This is a genomic window from Streptomyces sp. NPDC048506, from assembly GCF_040651315.1.
Taxonomy (GTDB): Bacteria; Actinomycetota; Actinomycetes; order Streptomycetales; family Streptomycetaceae; genus Streptomyces.
Genome location: NZ_JBEZIX010000064.1, coordinates 30,445 through 47,282, shown reverse-complemented (window position 1 = coordinate 47,282; position 16,838 = coordinate 30,445). Strand labels below are relative to the sequence as shown.

18 protein-coding genes and 3 pseudogenes are annotated in these 16,838 nt (G+C 70.9%); 11 read left to right on the top strand and 10 right to left on the bottom strand.

Translation table 11 applies throughout. The annotated features are described in order from the left end of the window. The 3 genes and pseudogenes from AB0C96_RS37015 to AB0C96_RS37005 form a co-directional block, all read left to right on the top strand. Positions 1 to 96: pseudogene (locus AB0C96_RS37015) on the top strand (IS982 family transposase); the annotation flags it as partial. A 177-nt stretch (positions 97 to 273) separates the two neighbouring features. Continuing rightward, complete coding sequence (locus AB0C96_RS37010; protein WP_362923883.1) at positions 274 to 894, top strand: flavin reductase family protein; 621 nt, start codon at positions 274 to 276, stop codon at positions 892 to 894. A gap of 425 nt (positions 895 to 1,319) precedes the next feature. Next, positions 1,320 to 2,213, top strand: coding sequence for an endonuclease/exonuclease/phosphatase family protein (locus AB0C96_RS37005; RefSeq protein ID WP_362923882.1), 894 nt, complete (start codon positions 1,320 to 1,322; stop codon positions 2,211 to 2,213). A gap of 62 nt (positions 2,214 to 2,275) precedes the next feature. Here the strand turns inward: AB0C96_RS37005 and AB0C96_RS37000 are convergent, their stop codons facing one another. Further along, a complete protein-coding gene (locus AB0C96_RS37000; RefSeq protein ID WP_362923881.1) occupies positions 2,276 to 2,509 on the bottom strand; it encodes a DUF2277 domain-containing protein in 234 nt (77 codons plus the stop codon). Between the two features lie 268 nt (positions 2,510 to 2,777). After that, complete coding sequence (locus tag AB0C96_RS36995; protein ID WP_362923879.1) at positions 2,778 to 3,320, bottom strand: HEAT repeat domain-containing protein; 543 nt, start codon at positions 3,318 to 3,320, stop codon at positions 2,778 to 2,780. A 70-nt stretch (positions 3,321 to 3,390) separates the two neighbouring features. Here AB0C96_RS36995 and AB0C96_RS36990 point away from each other — a divergent pair. Beyond that, positions 3,391 to 3,849 (top strand): annotated as a pseudogene (locus AB0C96_RS36990) (transposase); the annotation flags it as partial. Between the two features lie 50 nt (positions 3,850 to 3,899). On the opposite strand, the gene AB0C96_RS36985 reads toward AB0C96_RS36990, so the two are convergent. From AB0C96_RS36985 to AB0C96_RS36975, 3 genes are all read right to left on the bottom strand, one after another. Beyond that, on the bottom strand, positions 3,900 to 4,652 hold the full coding sequence (locus AB0C96_RS36985) for an alpha-ketoglutarate-dependent dioxygenase AlkB (protein WP_362923877.1): 753 nt from the start codon (positions 4,650 to 4,652) through the stop codon (positions 3,900 to 3,902). A 110-nt stretch (positions 4,653 to 4,762) separates the two neighbouring features. After that, positions 4,763 to 5,347 (bottom strand): hypothetical protein, encoded by a 585-nt coding sequence (locus tag AB0C96_RS36980; protein WP_362923875.1) that lies wholly within the window; start codon positions 5,345 to 5,347, stop codon positions 4,763 to 4,765. Between the two features lie 241 nt (positions 5,348 to 5,588). After that, positions 5,589 to 6,680 (bottom strand): PQQ-dependent sugar dehydrogenase, encoded by a 1,092-nt coding sequence (locus tag AB0C96_RS36975; RefSeq protein WP_362923873.1) that lies wholly within the window; start codon positions 6,678 to 6,680, stop codon positions 5,589 to 5,591. Between the two features lie 696 nt (positions 6,681 to 7,376). Between AB0C96_RS36975 and pqqA the strand changes: the two are divergent. The 5 genes and pseudogenes from pqqA to pqqE form a co-directional block, all read left to right on the top strand. Beyond that, positions 7,377 to 7,451, top strand: a pseudogene (pqqA, locus tag AB0C96_RS36970) (pyrroloquinoline quinone precursor peptide PqqA); the annotation flags it as partial. Positions 7,452 to 7,461: 10 nt separating this feature from the next. After that, positions 7,462 to 8,391, top strand: a complete 930-nt coding sequence (gene pqqB, locus AB0C96_RS36965) for a pyrroloquinoline quinone biosynthesis protein PqqB (RefSeq protein ID WP_362923871.1) — start codon at positions 7,462 to 7,464, stop codon at positions 8,389 to 8,391. Next, positions 8,388 to 9,068 carry a pyrroloquinoline-quinone synthase PqqC gene (pqqC, locus tag AB0C96_RS36960; RefSeq protein WP_362923869.1) on the top strand — a complete coding sequence of 227 codons (681 nt, stop codon included), beginning with the start codon at positions 8,388 to 8,390 and terminating at the stop codon, positions 9,066 to 9,068. Before pqqB ends, pqqC begins: the two co-directional genes overlap by 4 nt. Next, a complete protein-coding gene (pqqD, locus tag AB0C96_RS36955; protein WP_362923867.1) occupies positions 9,065 to 9,322 on the top strand; it encodes a pyrroloquinoline quinone biosynthesis peptide chaperone PqqD in 258 nt (85 codons plus the stop codon). The genes pqqC and pqqD overlap by 4 nt, the downstream gene beginning before the upstream one ends. Further along, on the top strand, positions 9,319 to 10,482 hold the full coding sequence (pqqE, locus tag AB0C96_RS36950) for a pyrroloquinoline quinone biosynthesis protein PqqE (protein WP_362923865.1): 1,164 nt from the start codon (positions 9,319 to 9,321) through the stop codon (positions 10,480 to 10,482). Before pqqD ends, pqqE begins: the two co-directional genes overlap by 4 nt. A 66-nt stretch (positions 10,483 to 10,548) precedes the next feature. Here pqqE and AB0C96_RS36945 read toward each other — a convergent pair whose 3' ends face one another. Further along, positions 10,549 to 10,743 (bottom strand): hypothetical protein, encoded by a 195-nt coding sequence (locus tag AB0C96_RS36945; protein WP_362923863.1) that lies wholly within the window; start codon positions 10,741 to 10,743, stop codon positions 10,549 to 10,551. Between the two features lie 609 nt (positions 10,744 to 11,352). Here AB0C96_RS36945 and AB0C96_RS36940 point away from each other — a divergent pair. Continuing rightward, the gene (locus tag AB0C96_RS36940) at positions 11,353 to 11,583 is read left to right on the top strand and encodes a DUF6296 family protein (protein ID WP_362923862.1); all 231 of its coding nucleotides are present in this window, start codon (positions 11,353 to 11,355) and stop codon (positions 11,581 to 11,583) included. Positions 11,584 to 11,816: 233 nt separating this feature from the next. Here AB0C96_RS36940 and AB0C96_RS36935 read toward each other — a convergent pair whose 3' ends face one another. Beyond that, positions 11,817 to 12,098 carry a hypothetical protein gene (locus AB0C96_RS36935; protein ID WP_362923861.1) on the bottom strand — a complete coding sequence of 94 codons (282 nt, stop codon included), beginning with the start codon at positions 12,096 to 12,098 and terminating at the stop codon, positions 11,817 to 11,819. Positions 12,099 to 12,183: 85 nt separating this feature from the next. Beyond that, positions 12,184 to 12,885, bottom strand: a complete 702-nt coding sequence (locus tag AB0C96_RS36930) for an aspartate/glutamate racemase family protein (protein ID WP_362923860.1) — start codon at positions 12,883 to 12,885, stop codon at positions 12,184 to 12,186. Between the two features lie 339 nt (positions 12,886 to 13,224). Here AB0C96_RS36930 and AB0C96_RS36925 point away from each other — a divergent pair, with 339 nt between their 5' ends. Then, entirely contained in the window at positions 13,225 to 13,983 is a 759-nt protein-coding gene (locus AB0C96_RS36925; protein ID WP_362923859.1) for a chitinase, read from the top strand. A 58-nt stretch (positions 13,984 to 14,041) separates the two neighbouring features. On the opposite strand, the gene AB0C96_RS36920 is transcribed toward AB0C96_RS36925, so the two are convergent. Then, a complete protein-coding gene (locus tag AB0C96_RS36920; RefSeq protein WP_362923858.1) occupies positions 14,042 to 15,268 on the bottom strand; it encodes a cytochrome P450 in 1,227 nt (408 codons plus the stop codon). Positions 15,269 to 15,433: 165 nt separating this feature from the next. Further along, positions 15,434 to 16,723: a bifunctional GNAT family N-acetyltransferase/ATP-binding protein gene (locus tag AB0C96_RS36915; RefSeq protein ID WP_362923856.1), complete on the bottom strand. Its 1,290-nt coding sequence runs from the start codon at positions 16,721 to 16,723 to the stop codon at positions 15,434 to 15,436. Between the last annotated feature and the right edge of the window lie 115 nt (positions 16,724 to 16,838).

Sequence of the window (16,838 nt, the reverse complement as noted above, 5' to 3'; positions counted from 1 at the left end):
GTCTTCGCCCGCACCGGCCAACGACTCCTCGCCCTCGCAGCAGGCATCTGGCACAACTGGACCACCGGAGCCAAGACCAAACGATCCCTCATCGCATCGGGCATGGGCGGGGACCTCGAAGTCCTCCCAGACGGTGGGGGCTGCTGTTCGCACGGTGTCGGCTCCTGGTGCTCGATGGCTCCCGATACCGGGCACTCTCCGTCGAACTAAGGGTTTGGTGGTGCCGTGGATCCGCTATAGGATCCGCGGCTGCCCTCCTGGATACTGATCGCCATGCGCATTGACTTTGATCCCGCTGACATGTCCCGCAACGAGTTCTACAAGCTCCTGACCGCGGTGGTTGTGCCGCGGCCCATCGCATGGATCTCGACGATCAGCCCTGATTGTGCTTCTACGAACCTAGCCCCGCACTCGTTCTTTTCGATCGCCAGCGTGGCGCCGCCCGTGGTGCAGTTCAGCTCCGTCACGCGCAAGGACACTCTGCGCAACGTCGAGGCGACCGGGCAGTTTGTGGTGAATTTTGCGTCGGAGGAGTGCTTTGAGCAGATCAATGACACGGGTACCGATTTTCCCCACGGGGTGAGCGAATTCGAGGCGGCCGGCATCGAGTCCGAGCCGAGCCTGCGGGTCAAGCCGCTGCGGGTGGCGGCCTCGTCGGTGGCCCTGGAGTGCGAGGTGCACACCACTGTCGGGATCGGGGATTCGACAGTCGTGTTCGGGCGAGTGGTGCATGCGGTGGTTTCGCAGGACGTGCTGGTGGACGGGCACCCCGAGATCTCCAAGCTGAAGCCGTTGGCGCGGCTGGGGAAGGACGAGTGGGCCACGATCGGGGACGTGCGGGAGATCTCGCGCATCCGTCACGCGGACTGGCAGGGGCCGGCCGGCGATCGGTAGGAGGGACTGCGATTGGTAGGAGGAGGGAAGTGGAAGGGGCGGGGCGAGGCGGGGAGGGCGGGGCCGAAAGGCGGAGGGGGCGGTTGCGGGGTCGGCCGACGCAGCGTTTCAAGTCGGTTTGGGTGTGGGCTACTTCCGGCTCACCGCGGCGTTCGAGACTCTGGTGCAGCGGTTGTTCTGTCCGTGAGGGATGGTGAGTGACCGGCTGCTCCGCTGAGGGCCGGATGACGGGAGTTGCCGTGACTGTGTTCGCTCCGGCGGTGGAGGAATCGCCCAGAGGCGTGGCTGGTGGGTCGGCTGGTGGAGCGGGGGATGGAGTGGGGGGTGAGCCGGCGGGTGGTGCGGCGGGGGCGGGTGCCTTGGCGTCGTGCTCGTCCTCCGGCTCGTCCTGCGGCGCGTCTTCCGGCTTGTCGTCCTCGCGGTCGGTGAGCGGGCCGCTCAGCCGACGGTTCACGTTCCGGGCGGTGGCCGCCGCGGCGGTGGCCGGGTCGGTGCTGTCGCTGACGCACGGGTCGGGGGCCGCGCACGCCGCGGAGAGTGGACCGGCGCTGCGGGTGATGACCTTCAATCTGCGGTACGCCTCGGACGCCCGACCGCACTCCTGGGCCGAGCGACGCCCCGTGATGCGGGCGCTGCTGCGCCGCGAGGCCCCGCAGCTGCTCGGGACCCAGGAGGGGTTGTACGGCCAGTTGCGCGATATCGCGGAGGATCTCGGGTCGCATTACGACTGGGTAGGGACGGGGCGGGGAGGCGGGAGCAAGGACGAGTTCGCGGCGATCTTCTACGATGTGCGGCGGCTCGCTCCGGTCGAGTACGACCATTTCTGGCTGTCTGACATGCCGTATCTGATCGGGTCGACCAGTTGGGGAAACACCGTCATCCGGATGGTGACGTGGGTGCGCTTCCGGGACCTGCGGACGGGGCACGAGTTCTATGCGCTCAATACGCACCTCGACCATGCGCATCAGTATGCGCGGGAGCGGTCGGCCGCTCTGATCACCGAACGACTGCACGGACTGGACCCTGCGCTGGCCCGGATCGTCACCGGTGACTTCAATGTCGCGGCGCACGGGAATCCCGTGTACGAGGCGATGCTCGATGGCGGAGCGCTCGTCGACAGCTGGGACGTGGCAGAGGAGCGCAGCGTGCAGTACGCCACCTTCCACGGGTACCGGCCGCTGGTGCGGGACGGTGATCGGATCGACTGGATCCTCACGTCGCCGGGGGTCCGTACGCGGCGCGCGAAGATCAATACGTACTCCGCGCACGGGCAGTTTCCGAGCGATCACCTTCCGGTACAGGCCCTGGTGGACTGGTGAGGGTGTACGAGGTGAGGTGAGAAGGAGGGGGAGGGGGAGGGGGAGGGAAGGAGAGGGAGGGGTCAGGAGTCGGCTCGGCGGTGGGGTGAGGAGCCGCGGATTTGCAGGCTGTCGAGGAGTTCCTGGGTCGCGGCGGCCACTGCTGCCACGGCGTGGTCGAAGACCTCCCGGTTGTGCGCGGCTGGAGCGCGGAATCCGGAGACCTTGCGGACGTACTGCAAGGCTGCGGCCCGGACCTCCTCGTCGGTGACGTCGGGGGTGGTGGGCGGGCGGAGCGTCTTGATGCTGCGGCACATGCGTCCAGTGTGCCTCGGGGCGGCCGTGGTGGTGGGAGATGCGCGGGGAAGGGTGTGATGGGGGAGCTGCCGGCCAGTGCGGGCCGGCGCCGGGCAGTGTCGGCGGGCATCGGGCAGTGCCCGGGCAGTGTCGGCGGGCATCGGGCAGTGACCGGGCAGTGTCGGTGGGCGTCGGGTAGTGCCCGGCCAGTGTCGGTGGGCCAGGCCTGCTCCCCAGGCAGAGTCGGCGCGCCGGGCCTGCTCCCCGGCCTAGCCAAGGGCTGTCCCGTTACCTGGGGCTGCGTGGGGCGGTTCGTTGGTAGATGGTCCCGCCGGGCGTGAACCAGCCCGCCTTCTTTCGGACGGCCGGGCTTGGATCCTGGGTGTGCGACGCTCGCAGGGCGGCAATGGCGCGGGCATCGGTGTGGGCGAACTTGCCGACGAGTTCGGCGGCCGTGCTCCGGACGTGCGGGTCGGGGTCGGAGGCCAGATGTTGCAGCGCGGGCTGGAGGACCCGGTCCGGACCCGGCGCACAGGTGTCGCCCTTGCACCGGTCGCAGGCCAGGGCGTGGAAGGCCGAGATCCTGACCCGGGCGTCGGGGTCGTCGGCCATGGCGATGAGGTCGTCCATGGAATCGGGGTCGACCAGGTGGTCGAGGAGGCGGCAGCAGCCTTCGCGGACTGCCGGATTCTTGTGGTGCAGGCCGATGCGGAGGGCGCCCACCGCGCCTTCGCCACGCCGCAGCAGTTCGTGGTAAGCCGCCACTGCGCGCTGCGGGTCGCTCAGACAGGAGACGAGGGCCTCGTTGGCGGTCCTGATGAATCCAAGCATGACCTCACACTTGAGCCGCACCAGGAAGTCCGGCAAAGGGATTTCGGATCCGCCGAGGGAAGCGCACTCGGACGGAACCCCAGTGCCGACCCGCGAATCATGCAAGTCGCCGAGCAGTCGAAGAACTACCGGTACGCCACCAACCCCAGGGCGTCATCGACGCCGATACCCGGCTGGTCGTCGCTGTCAGCCGGGCGGTGCCCGGCAACCGGAACGACGGCAGGGCGTGGGAGCTGTTCGGCCCGAAGGACGTGGTCGGCAGTGCCACGGTGAATGCCGACGGTCCGACGGTGGGTACCGTGGCACGGGTCTGGTCGTTCCGCACCGCTGCGGGCCTGTTCAGGCCGAACTTCCGGCCTGGAAAGAGGTGTACAACGCCGCCCGCCGCCAGGTCCGCGCCCGCGTTGAGCACGCCTTCGCGCGGATGAAGACCTGGAAGATCCTCCGCGACTGCCGCCCGAAGGGCGACGGTGTTCACCATGCCGTCCTCGGCATCGCCCGTCTGCACGACCTGTGCCTGGCCAGGTGATTGAACCAGCAGGTCGCACAGCACAGCACAGGTAGTTAACGGGGCAGCCCTCAGCCGTCGAGGCCGGTGACGCGCATCGTGATGTTGAGGCGGCCGGCGGACAGGCCGGTGGCCGGGTCGCCGGTGCCGGGGTGGACCTTGGGCACGCCGTGGTAGGCGAAGCGGGACGGGCCGCCGAAGACGAACAGGTCGCCGGAGGCGAGTTCGACGTCGGTGTACGGCTTGGTGCGGGTCTCGGTGTTGCCGAAGCGGAAGACGCAGGTGTCGCCGATGCTGAGGGATACCACGGGGGCGCTGGAGCGCTCTTCCTTGTCCTGGTGCATGCCGAGCTTCGCCTGGGCGTCGTAGAAGTTGATCAGTGCGGTGTCCGGTGTGTAGTCGTCGCCCGCGGCCGGGTCCTGATACGCGTCGACCAGAGCGCGGCGGCCCAACTCGACCATCCAGTGGGGGAACGCGGCGACCCGGGCGCCGTTCACGTCGTCGGCGGTGCGGGTGTATGCGTAGGGCTGCCAGTGCCAGCCGATGCACACCGTCTGGACCGACATCACCCCGCCGCGCGGGAGCTTGGTGTGCCGGATCGGGGCCGGCCTGCGCGCCCAGCCACGGCAGGCGGTGACCAGTGCGCGCTGCTGCTGCGGGGACAGCCAGCCGGGGACGTGGACGGCGCCCGGGGCGAGCTCCCTGCGGACGGCGCCTGCGTCGCTGCCGGGGGGCTGGTTGCCGGGGCCGGCATGGGGGCCGGGGGACCGGCCGGGTGCCATGCGGCCTGTGACGTCCTCGAAGCCGGGGAGTGGCGTGCTCATCTGCTCCTACCTGCTTCTTTGTCCAGTCGCGCTTCTTATGTGCGGTCGCACCTCTTCTTCGTGCGGTCGCAGTGCTTCCGTGAAGTCGCACAGCTTCCGTGTGGTCGCCCTCACCTCTTCTCCTCCAGCGTGCCATGCAGCGTGCCATGGGACGCGGTGCCCGCCGACGGGGCCGGGCTCGGGCGCCGGGTGATCCAGCTGCCGTTGATCGTCCAGGTGCCGCCGTCGGCCGTGGCGCCGCGCATGCCGTGCAGCGTGGTCGGGCCGGCCAGGGCCGGTAGTCGGGAGTCGCCGAGCGGAGCGAAGCCGTAGCTGCGGGACGGGTCCCAGCCGGTGCTGTGGCGCAGCCGGCGGCTCATCTGGACCCAGCCGAGCGGGGCGGCGGCCACCACCCAGGCGTCGGGCTCGTCGGCGGTGAAGCGGTGGGCGGCTCGCAGCCAGGAGGCGGCGACCTCCGGCCAGTCGATCATGGCGAGGACCGTACGACCGACGTCCTGCCAGGCCTCCGCGAAGGCCGCGGCGGCGGAGCGCGAGGCCGCGTCCCGGCTGTGGCCGATGACCACTGTGCCGATGCGGGTGCGGGGAATGGTCAACAGGTCGATCAGGGAGGCGAGTTCGGTGTCGGTGTGCGGGGCGGGGGCGGGCAGGGCGCCGTATGCGGACGCTTCGTCGTGGGGGAGGAGCGGGGAAGTCATGGGGCGTCCTCGGTCGTGCTCGCTGCTGGTGGTGCGGTCCCGGGCAGGGGCCTTGCAGGGATTCTGACGGCGCGAGGAGGTCTGGGGCTGGCGGATATCGGACGTGGTGGTGCCCGGCCGTGTGCCGGTCGCCGCGCAACCGGCGTCGGTCGGCACACGGCCGGGCGGGAACGGTGGGAGGCACCGGGGTAGGAATCCCTTCCCTTTAGGAATCCCCTCCCTTGAGGGAGGGGAGTGGAAGTCAACGCAGATCGATCCGGAACACCTTGTCCGAGCCCGGACCGCCGTCTCCGCTGTTGTCCGCGTTGGTCGTGGTCAGCCATAGGGACTTCGTTCCGGGGACGGACTCGACGGTGCGCAGGCGGCCGTAGTCGTTGGTGTAGTACGCCTTGGGGGTGCCCGTGTTCGTGCCGTCGACCGGGATGCGCCACAGGCGTTCGCCGCGCAGCGCGGCCATGTAGATCGCCCCGTCGGCGTAGGCGACCGCGCTGGGGGAGGCCTCCTCGACCGGCCACTGACGTTTGGGGTTGGTCATGCCGGCGGTGGCGCAGGAGCCCTCGCAGATCGGCCAGCCGTAGTTCTTGCCGGGCTCGATGAGGTTCAGCTCGTCGTACTTGCTGTTTCCCAACTCGCCTTCCCACAGGCGCCCTTGGGCGTCCCAGGTGAGGCCCTGCGGGTTGCGGTGGCCGTAGGAGTAGAGGAGTGAGCCGAACGGGTTGCCGGGTGCCGGTTCGCCGTCGGGGGTCATCCGCAGGATCTTGCCGTTGAGGGACGAGGTGTCCTGGGCCAGGTCGGGGGTTTGGGCGTCGCCCGTGGTGGCGTAGAGGTAGCCGTCGGGGCCGAATTTGATGCGGCCGCCGTTGTGGTACTTGTTCTTCTTGATGCCGTCGACCAGGACCTTGTAGGCGCTGAGCGTGCTGCCGTCGAACGTCATGCGGGCGATGCGGTTGCCTTCGGCGGCGGTGTGCATCACGTAGACGTAGTGGTCGGTCCGCCAGTGCGGTGAGACGGCGATGCTGAGCAGTCCGCCCTCGCCGCCCGTCGTGACGACGTGGGGGACCTTGCCGATCTGTTTCTTCGTGCCGTCCTGGGTGAGTGTGTAGACGGTGAACGAGTCGCGTTCGGTGAGCAGCGCGGAGCCGTCGGGAAGCCAGCTCAGGCCCCAAGGGATCGACCAGCCCGAGGAGATGGTCCTGGGGGCGCCGGGTTCGGAGGCGGGGCTGGTGGTGCGGGCGGCGGCGCCGGCTGTGGCGGTTGTGGCGAGGAGTCCGGCGGTGAGGGCGGAGGCGGCGAGGGCGCCGAGGGTGGTGTGGCGCGCGGATCTGCTGCGCATGCGCATGGGGGGTCCTCCGGTCAGGAAGGTGCGACGGGGCGTTCCCTCGGGGGGCGAGCATCAGCGGCGCCAGGCTGATAGGAAAGTTTCCTGTTTGTTCGGGCCTCCGGAAATTACTGCGCGGTGGGGTGGGGGTCAAGGGGAGGGGATTGGAGGTATCTCCCTTGTGGGGTGGGGGAGTTGGGGTGAGGGGTTCTTTGTGGGCGGGGGTTGGGGTGCCGGCATCCGTGGTGAGCAGGGGGGACGTGGGTGCCGGGGTTTCCGGAAGACTGTGTGACGTGTCCATAGGTCGGACCAATTTTTCGTTCTGCCCTTGACCGTGACCACGCGGCTGAGGATTCTGCAAAGCGACACAGGGCAACTCCACACGACGCGGTCAACGAGCCGTCAACGGCCGGCGCCCCCTGGTGCCGTTGGCGATCGGGCCGACATTCCGTTCCCTCCGCAGTGGTGAGCAAGGGCCGTGGTGCGGGTGTGCCTCGATGTTCCACGCCGTATCCGACGTTCCCTCCCCACCCCACACTCCCGTGCCCTTCACCTCGAAGAAAGGCTGGAATCGGCATGAATCCCCGTACGAATGCCGTCAACGAGCAGAGCAAGCAGAGCAAGCAGAGCAAGCAGAGCGCCCGGAGCGGCGGGGTGTCGGAGGGAACGGGCGCCCGCCGGCCCGCCGCCGCCCCGCCCGTGCAGCCCGCGGCCTGGCGGACGCCGGGCTACACGGTCGTCGAGACCGCACTCGAAGTCACCGCCTATGCGCTGAACGCCCGCTGACCGCGCCGCCGTGCTGCTACAGGTGCTCGGCACCGCGGCGGGTGGCGGAGTGCCCCAGTGGAACTGTGCGTGCTCCGGATGCGCCGGGGCACGCGCCCACCCCGACCGGCACCGCCGCCACGCCTCGCTCGCCGTACGAGCCGACGACGACCACTGGTACCTGATCAACGCCACCCCCGACATCGCCGACCAGATCGAGCGGACCCCCGCCCTGCACCCGGGCCCCGGCACGCGCCGCACCCCCGTGGCCGGAATCGTGCTCACCGATGCCGAACTCGACCACACGCTCGGCATCGCACGGCTCCGCGAGGCCGACCGGATCGAGGTGCTCGGCACCGGGCCGGTCCGTGCGGCGCTCTGCGAGCGGGCCCGCCTCGACGCGATCCTGACCCCGTACGCCGACCTGGTGTGGCGGGAGTTGGGCTGCGTCCCCGTACCGCTGAGCGACGGATCCGACGTCGAGGTCAGCGCCCTTCCGGTCTCCGCCAAACGGCCCCGGTACGCCGCCGGGACCCCTTCCGCCGGCCCGGGAAGCGCGGCCTCGCCCCGTGCCGCGGCCGAACCGTGGGTGGTCGCGCTCCGGCTGCACGACCGGCACACCGGAGGTACGGCGCTCTACGCCCCCGCGCTCGCCGCCTGGCCGGACGCGTTCCAGGAGGCGCTGGCCGACGCGGACGTCGTGCTGCTCGACGGCACCTTCTGGGACGACGAGGAACCGCGCCGCAGCGGCTTCGCCACCCGCACCGCGACCGGCATGGGGCACCTGCCGATCGACGGACCGGGCGGCACCGCCCGCCGGCTGGCCCCGCTCGCCGCCCGCTGCTTCTACACCCACCTCAACAACTCCAATCCGCTCGTCGACCCCACCGCGCCCCAGCACCAGGAGCTGGCGGCGCTGGGGCTCGCAGTGGCCGCGGAAGGCATGGAGATCGCCCTATGAGCACGCCGTTCGAGGAGCGCCTGCGGGCCGTGGCGCGCAATGAGTACCACGACCGTCACCCCTTCAACATCCGTATGCACAAAGGGGAGCTGACGACGGATGAGCTCCGGCGGTGGATCCGCAACCGGTTCCACTACCAGCGCCACATCCCGGTCAAGGACGCCCTGATCGTGGCGAAGCTGCGTACCCCGGAACTGCGCCGGATGTGGCTGCGGAGGATCCAGGACCACGACGGGCAGCAGGAGGGGGAAGGTGGCATCGAGCGCTGGCTGCGGCTGGGTGAGGCGGCCGGACTGGAGCGGTCGCTGCTGAGGGACGAGACCGGTGTGCTGCCCGGCGTACGGCTCGCCGTCGACGGCTACGTCAACTTCTGCCGGCTGCGCTCGCCGCTGGAGGCGGTCGCGGCCTCGCTCACCGAGCTGTCCGCCCCGGACATCATGCGCTCCCGGATCGACGCCTTCGAGAAGCACTACCCATGGATCGAGCGCGAGGGGCTCGGCTACTTCCGGGGCCGGCAGAGCCAGGGTCGGCGGGACGGCAAGGAGGCCCTGGCACTCGTGCTGGACTGGGCGCGGACGGCGGCCGAGCAGGAGCTGGCGGTCGACGCGCTGACGTTCAAGTGCCAGGTGCTCTGGTCGCTGCTGGACGCGGTCGAGCGCGGGGAGGGGCGGCCGTGACCGGCTGGCGGCCGGCGCTCGCGCCCGCCGTACAACTGCGCCACGACCGGGTGCGGGACACCGATCTGCTGCTTCTCCCCGAACGTGTGGTGGTGCTGGAGGGGAGCGCCGGCGCAGTCCTGCGGCTGTGCGACGGGGAGCGCGAGGTGTCGGACATCGTGTCCGTATTGGGCCGCTCGCATCCGGGTGCGCCGGTGGCGGTCGAGGTGCCGGAGTTCCTCGGTCGGATGCGGGCGGAGGGGTGGCTGCGATGAACGACGATCCTGCCCCGCGGCGGGCGCAGCCGGAGCCGCCCTGGGCCCTGCTCGCCGAGCTCACCCACGGCTGTCCGCTGCACTGTCCTTACTGCTCCAATCCGATCCAACTCTCCTCGAAATCAGCTGAGTTGACGACGGGTGAATGGCAGGACGTGCTGTGCCAGGCCGCCGAACTGGGCGTGGTGAGCGCGCACCTGTCCGGCGGTGAACCGCTGCTCCGCTCCGACCTGGACGCGATCGTGGCGGCCGCCGACGACGTCGGGATCCACACCCAGCTCGTCACCAGCGGCGTCGGCCTGAGCCGGGCGCGGCTCGGCCGGCTGGTCGACGCCGGACTGCGCAGTGTGCAGCTCTCCGTGCAGCACGCCGACGCGGTCGCCTCCGACCGGATCGCCGGGCGTCGCTCCTTCGCCGACAAGGAACGGGCCGCGGCCCTGGTCCGGGCCGCCGGCTTGCCGCTCGGCGTCAACGTCGTCCTGCACCGCCACAACCTCGACGCGCTGGACGCACTGATCGACCTGGCGGTGGCCTGGCGCGCGGACCGCATCGAACTCGCCAACACCCAGTTCTACGGCTGGGCGTTGCGCAACCGTGCCGAACTGCTGCCCTCCCGCGAGCAGCTCGACCGCGCGGAGCAGACCGTGCGGGGCAGGCGGGCGGAGCTCACCGGTACGCTCGACCTGGTCTGGGTGGTCCCCGACTACTTCGACGGCAACGCCAAGCCCTGTATGGGAGGTTGGGGTGCGGTCTCCCTGACCGTCGCCCCCGACGGAACGACCCTGCCCTGCCCGGCGGCCGCCTCGATCACCGGCCTCGACCCACCCAACGTCCGCGACCACCGACTGGCGTGGATCTGGAACCACTCACCCGCCTTCACCCGCTATCGGGGCACGACCTGGATGCGCGACCCCTGCCGCAGCTGTGACCTGCGGGAGAAGGACTTCGGCGGCTGTCGCTGCCAGGCCTTCGCGCTCATCGGCGACGCCGCCGCCACCGACCCGGCCTGCCGGCTGTCCCCGGACCACGCCCTTGTCCGTGACCTGGTCGACACCGGACCCGAGAGGGCCCCCGACGGGCTCGGCCGGCCACGCAGACCCGTCCGACGCCCCCCGGCGGCTCGGAGGGGAGCCACCGGAGGACGAACACCGCCGTCCTGATCGTGCCGTGGCCGCTCCTGAAGCGGACGGACGCCGCTGAAGAGCGCCGCGCGGCACACCGGCCGACTACGCCGCCTCCACGACCTCCGAGACCTCGTTGCGCACCGCCAACGACCATATCTCCAGCAGCGCCGCATACTCCGTCATGTCCTGCGCGGTCCATGCCAGGCCGCGCCGGGCGCGCACAAACCGCCGGATCGATTCGTTGGCGTCGGAGGCAGCGCAGGGCATGCCCGTATGGGCAGAAGGAGTTGGGGACATGGGAACCATGCTAGAGGCAGCCACTGACAATGCCTCCCCGCGAACGTCCGCAGCCGGACCGCCGCTGCGCGGTCCGGCCGTTGCTCCGATGCCTCCTCAACTCCCTGACCAGCGCGGACCATCGGTTGCCCGTTCTCGCCGAGGTGTCGGTATGTGTCCATCCCCACACGTTCCGCGTGCGCCCCGCCGCCCTCGGTGAGCATCCGGCCCCGATACGCCCCCGAGCCCGACTGTCGTCTCCTCCGACGCCTTCTCCGAGGTCTCCCTCGAGGTCTCCTCCCGGCCGCCGTTGTCAGTGGTGGCCTCTACGGTGGTTCGGTAACTATCCGAGCTGCTGGCGCTTCTCGGACCGCCCCGCTCCTGTGACAGCGCACGGGAGCGGGGCACAGTCCTGCCGTGCCGGCCACAGTGGCCGGGGGCAGGCGGCCGGCCATCCGCCGAGCGGCTCGGCGGGCCCCTTCTGGCGGGATACGGCCGGTCTCCCGCCCTCCTGAGGCGTGCCGTGCGTGGGTGGGCGACCATGGAAGTGCCGAGGTGCAGCGGCGCTCGTGCAGCGGCAGTGGGGGAGCGGCGCCGGGAGCACCTGCCGAGCCGTATCGGGAGGCCCCGATGGATTACCCGGAACACTATGAGCTGGTATTTCAGGCTCCCGCCGTGGAGGACGACGTGGTGATCGTCCACCGCACCGAGCGCTCGGGAGCGGGCGGGTATCCGGTCTACGAGGACGAGTCGGGGATCGTGCGGGCGGAGATCAGCGATCGGGGCGAGGTCCGCATGCTGGCGAGCGGCGGACACCAGGTGCTCCGCACGCCGCTGCTGGCGCGGCCGCTCACCCCGTGAGCCCCCTGCCGGAGCCGGGCAGTGCCCCCTCGCGCGGCGGAGCGGCTCGCCCGACGACGGTTACGTGCTGTTGAAGTGTGGTCGCCCTGCGCTGACGCCGTCGCGGGTGGCGTAGGTCGCGACGGCGCCGGTCGGGGTGGTGGCACGGAGACGGCGCGGGGACGGGTGGGGACGGGCGGGGCGAGGAACGGCGGGGCGCGGGCGGTGATGGCGCGGGCGGTGATGGCGCGCGGTCAGAGGCCGCGGAGGTGGCGCCGCCGGTGGGGAGGTCGGCGCACGTCAGGGGGCGTGGCACCGTCCTCGTCGGTGCTGTCCTCATCGGACGCGGCGGCCGTGCCGGGGCCACCCCGTTCGCCGGCCTCGGCACGGGGCCCGGACGGCGACTCCGGATCGGCTTCGGGCTCCGGCTCGGGAGCGGTGTGGTGTCCGGCGAGCACGGCCATGGCGCGTTCGAGCGTCTCCCCGGTGACCTGTATCCGGATCCTGGCCAGTCGTTCCAACTCGCTACGCGACACCACGTCAGCGTACCCGTCGCCGGTTCAAACCTCGGCACCGCCCAAAAGTACGTGGAAATCGGAGAGTTGGTGGGGGACTTCCGGCCTACTCGGGGTGGCCGAGAGCGCGACTGACGGCCGCCTCGGCGTGCAGCTGCGTGGTCGGGAAGACCGGCACCGGACTGTGCTCGGCTCCGATCAGCAACTCGATCTCGGTGCAGCCCAACACGACGCCCTCGGCCCCCGCGGCGACCAGGTCGTCGATGACGGCGGTGAAGGCCGCGCGGGACTCCTCGCGGACGATGCCGCGGCACAGCTCCTCGTAGATCACCTCATGGACCGTGCTCCGCCCGGCGGCATCCGGGACGAGCACGTCCAGGCCGTGGCTCTCCAGGCGGCCGCGGTAGAAGTCCTGCTCCATGGTGAAGGCGGTGCCGAGCAGGCCGATGCGGCGGAGGCCCTTCGCGCGGACGGCTTCCGCCGTGGTGTCGGCGAGGTGCAGCAGCGGGATGCCGACGGCGGCGGACACCTGGTCGGCGACCTTGTGCATGGTGTTGGTGCAGATCAACAGCATGTCCGCACCGGCCGCCTCCAGCGCCTTGGCCGCCTCGGCGAGCACCTCGGCCGCCTGCTCCCAGCGCCCTTCGACCTGGAGCCGCTCGATCTCGGCGAAGTCCACTGAGTAGAGCACGCACCGCGCCGAGTGCAGGCCGCCCAGGCGTTCCCGCGTCAGTTCGTTGAGCAGCCGGTAGTACTCCGCGGTGGACTCCCAGCTCATGCCGCCGAGCAGCCCGATCGTTTGCCTCATCGCGTCACTTTCGCACACCGGTGCCGCCGTCACCACGGGATATCGGTGTCTGGGCGGACTGCCCGCCGCCGGGCGTCGTCGTCGCGCGCACCCCGTCGTCCATACGGGGCCGACGTTCCAGGGCGCGACGTCCGTCCGGCGGTGGGTGCATTGGTATGGACATGGTCAAGTGACCGCCCGTAGGGTGGCGTTGGTCTAGACCGCATCCGATCTGTGGTCGCGGCAGTTCCTCCTGCCCGATCGCATGTCAACGAGTACGCCCGGTACGGCACTTCCCCCCCCACAGCGGTCCGCTCCGCCCTGCCCGCGGGAGCCCGGCCGCGCGAAGGAGTCACCGCAATGAGCTCTCGTCTTGCCGCGCTGCTGAGCGCCACCACCATGGCCGTGGGCCTCGCCCTCGTCGTGCCGGCACCGCCCGCGGCGGCCACGGCGGGCTGTGCGTCCTGTACGACTCCGTCCGGGGCCGGCACCCGGGCCGAGGGATTCGTCGTCAGCGAGGCGCAGTTCGACCAGATGTTCCCGAACCGGAATCCGTTCTACACCTACAGCGGGCTGACCGCGGCGCTCAGCGCCTACCCGGAGTTCGCGAACACCGGGAGCGACACCGTCAAGCGCCAGGAGGCCGCGGCCTTCCTGGCGAACGTGAGCCATGAGACCGGCGGTCTGGTCTACGTGGTGGAGCAGAACACCGGGAACTACCCCCACTACTGCGACGCCACCCAGCCGTACGGATGCCCGGCCGGTCAGGCCGCCTACTACGGACGCGGGCCGATCCAGCTCAGCTGGAACTTCAACTACAAGGCCGCGGGTGACGCCTTGGGGATCGACCTGCTGCACAACCCCTATCTGGTGGAGCAGGACGCCGCCGTCGCCTGGAAGACCGCGCTCTGGTACTGGAACACCCAGACCGGCCCGGGCACCATGACACCGCACCACGCCATGGTCACCGGAGCGGGCTTCGGCGAGACCATCCGCAGCATCAACGGCTCCCTGGAATGCAACGGCGGCAACCCCGACCAGGTGCAGAGCCGGATCAACAGCTACCAGAGCTTCGTGCAGTTCCTGGGTACCACGCCGGGGGACAACCTGAGCTGCTGATCCGGAAGGTGCGTCGGCCGGGCGGGGGCGACCCGCCGTCCGGCCGACGAGCCGTGCCCTACCAGCGCACCGGCAGCTGCTCCGTCCCCCGCATGAGCATGCCGGTGCGCCACACCAAGGCCTCGGGGGCGATGTCCAGAGCCAGGTCCGGGCAGCGCTCCAGCAGGGACGGGATGGCGATGCGCGCCTCAAGCCGGGCCAGCGGGGCGCCCAGGCAGAAGTGGATGCCGTGGCCGAAGGCGGCGTGACCGCGGGCGTCGCGGGTGATGTCGAAGTCGTCCGCGGAGGCGAACCGTTCGGGGTCCCGGGAGGCCGAGGCGAGGGCGATCAGTACGGGCTCGCCCGCCGGGATCAGCGTGCCGCCGAGCTCGACCGGCGCCGCGGCGAACCGCCAGGTGGCCGTCGACACCGGGCCGTCGTAGCGCAGCATCTCCTCCACGGCGTTGTCCAGGAGGCTCAAGTCGGCCCGTAGAGCCGCCAGTTGGGCCGGGTGTTGCAGCAGCGCGCGCACCCCGTTGGACAGCAGGCCGACCGTGGTCTCGTGCCCGGCGACCAACAGCAGGAACGCCGTGCCGATCAGCTCCTCACGGGAGAGCTGGTCGCCGTCCTCATCGCTGGTCCGGATCAACGCGCTGAGCAGGCCGTCGGTGGGCTGCGCGCGACTGGCCTCGATCAGGTCGGTGAGGTACTCCGCCATCTCCACCGTCGCCCGCTGTGCCGCCTCCTCGCTGGTCGGCGCGACCAGCTCGTTCGACCAGCCGCGGAAGGCCTGCCGGTCGATGGCCGGAACGCCGATCAGTTCGCAGATGACGGTCATCGGCAACGGGAAGGCGAGCGACTCCACCAGGTCGGCGCGCCGGTCGGGGGCGGCGAGCATCGCATCGAGCAGCTCGTCGGTGATCTGCTGCACCCGTGGCCGCAGCGCCTCCACCCTGCGGGGCGTGAACTCCTTCGCCACCAGCTTCCGCAGCCGGGTGTGCTCGGGCGGGTCCGCGTCCAGCATGTTGGTGAAGAGCGCCGTCTCATCGCTCCCGTCGCTCAGCGCAGCGGCGCTGCGCCAGTTCTTGCTGAGGCGGGGATCGGTGAGCGCGGCCCGCGTCGCATCATGGCCGACCACCAGCCAGGCCTCCGGTCCATGGGGGACGAGCACACGGTGCACCGGCCCCTGGGCTCGCAGCTTGGCGTAGTACTTGTAGGGGTCCGCGGTGAAATCCGCACCGTAGGCACTCAGATCGACAATCTCCCGCATGCGTTGCCCGCCCTCTCGCTTCCCGTCGACAGCCATCGCCCGGCTCCTCACAACACGCTACGTAGTGGACCTCGGCTCCGGCATCGGCCGAGCGGAGGAGCTGCACCGGGCCGTGTCCTCCGCCCGCAGTGCGCCGCTCCTCCTTCCGTCGTCGGAACTGCCCGCCGGCCGACGGGCCACTCCGGGGCCGGGGGCGGGGCGTCAGCAGCGTGCGTGGGCGGTGATGTCCGCGTCGAACTCGTCGATCATGGCCGGGGTGACGGTCGGCCGGCACTGCGCGATCGCGGCGAGGTAGTCCTCTGTGCTCGCCCCGAGCCGCCCGTGCAGGCCCGCGCCGACGCCGACCGCCTCCAGGTCCCGCTCGAACGAGGCCTGGGCCGCGACCCGGGCGGCATGTTCGATGTCGGCCGGCGTGAACAGCTCGCTCGCCGCGACCAGGGCCGCCACGTCCACGTCGGCCCGGCCGTCCGTGTAGCGGGACCAGATCGCCGAGCGGGCCGCCGGGTCCGGCGTACCGATCGGGATCAGGTAGTCGAACCGGCCCGGTCGCAGGAACGCCGGGTCCAGTGAGCGGATCGAATTGGTCGCGCACACCAGCAGCCGCTCGTCCCGCTCGCGGAAGCCCGGTATCAGCTTCAGCAGCTCGTTGGTCACCCCGTGCAGTCCGCCCGGCTGCGCCGGCTCGTTGCGGACCGGCGCGATCTCCTCCACCTCGTCGATGAAGACCAGCACCCGCTCCAGCTCCGCGATCCGTGCGAACGCGCTGCGCAGCGCCGCGGCGAGGTTCCCCTCGTCGGCCAGTCGGGACGGCAGCAGCTCGACGAACGGCCAGCCGAGCCGGGCGGCGACGGCCCGGGCGAAGGTGGTCTTCCCGGTCCCCGGCGGGCCGAACAGGGCGATCGCCCGCGGCGGCCGGACCCCGTGCCGGGCGGCCCGCTCCGGCTCCGCCAGCGGCAGCACGACCCGCCGCTCGATGAGGTCCTTCTCGGCGGCCATCCCGGCCACCTTGGCCCACAGGTCGGTAGGCAGGAACCGCCCGCCGAGGTCCTCCAGGAGAGTCGCCGAGGGCCCGTGGTGCGGCTCGACCTTCTCGAAGTAGGCCACGGCGGGCTGCCGCGTGTAGCCCGCGTTGAGCAGGCCCTCCCCGAGCAGGTCCTCCTCGGGCAGCACATACGCGATACGGCTCACCCGGGCCGCGATCAGCCGGCGCTCCAGCTCCACCAGCAGCGCACTGGCCAGCCCCCGCCCGCGCCAGGCCGACGAGATCGCGATCCGCATCACCCAGCCCCGCTCACCCGCCACGCACGCGAGCGCCGCCCCGATGGGCACGCCCTGGTGCACGGCCACCACGGCGGGCTGCCGGGAGGTCAGCGCACTGATGCACTCGGCCAGCGAGAAGACGGACTCCTGCCCCAGCTCGGCCGTGGAATCGATCAGGTGGACCACCTCGGCGAGATCGTTCTCGCGGTAGTCATGGATGAGCCAGTTCACCGGTACCGCCCCTCCTCGATGATGTTGGTGATGCGCTGGCAGCGAGGCTAGGGGCGGCGGGACGGCGGGTCCTGCTCCACTCTGCACAATCCGGCGGGCCGACCGCTACGGTCCG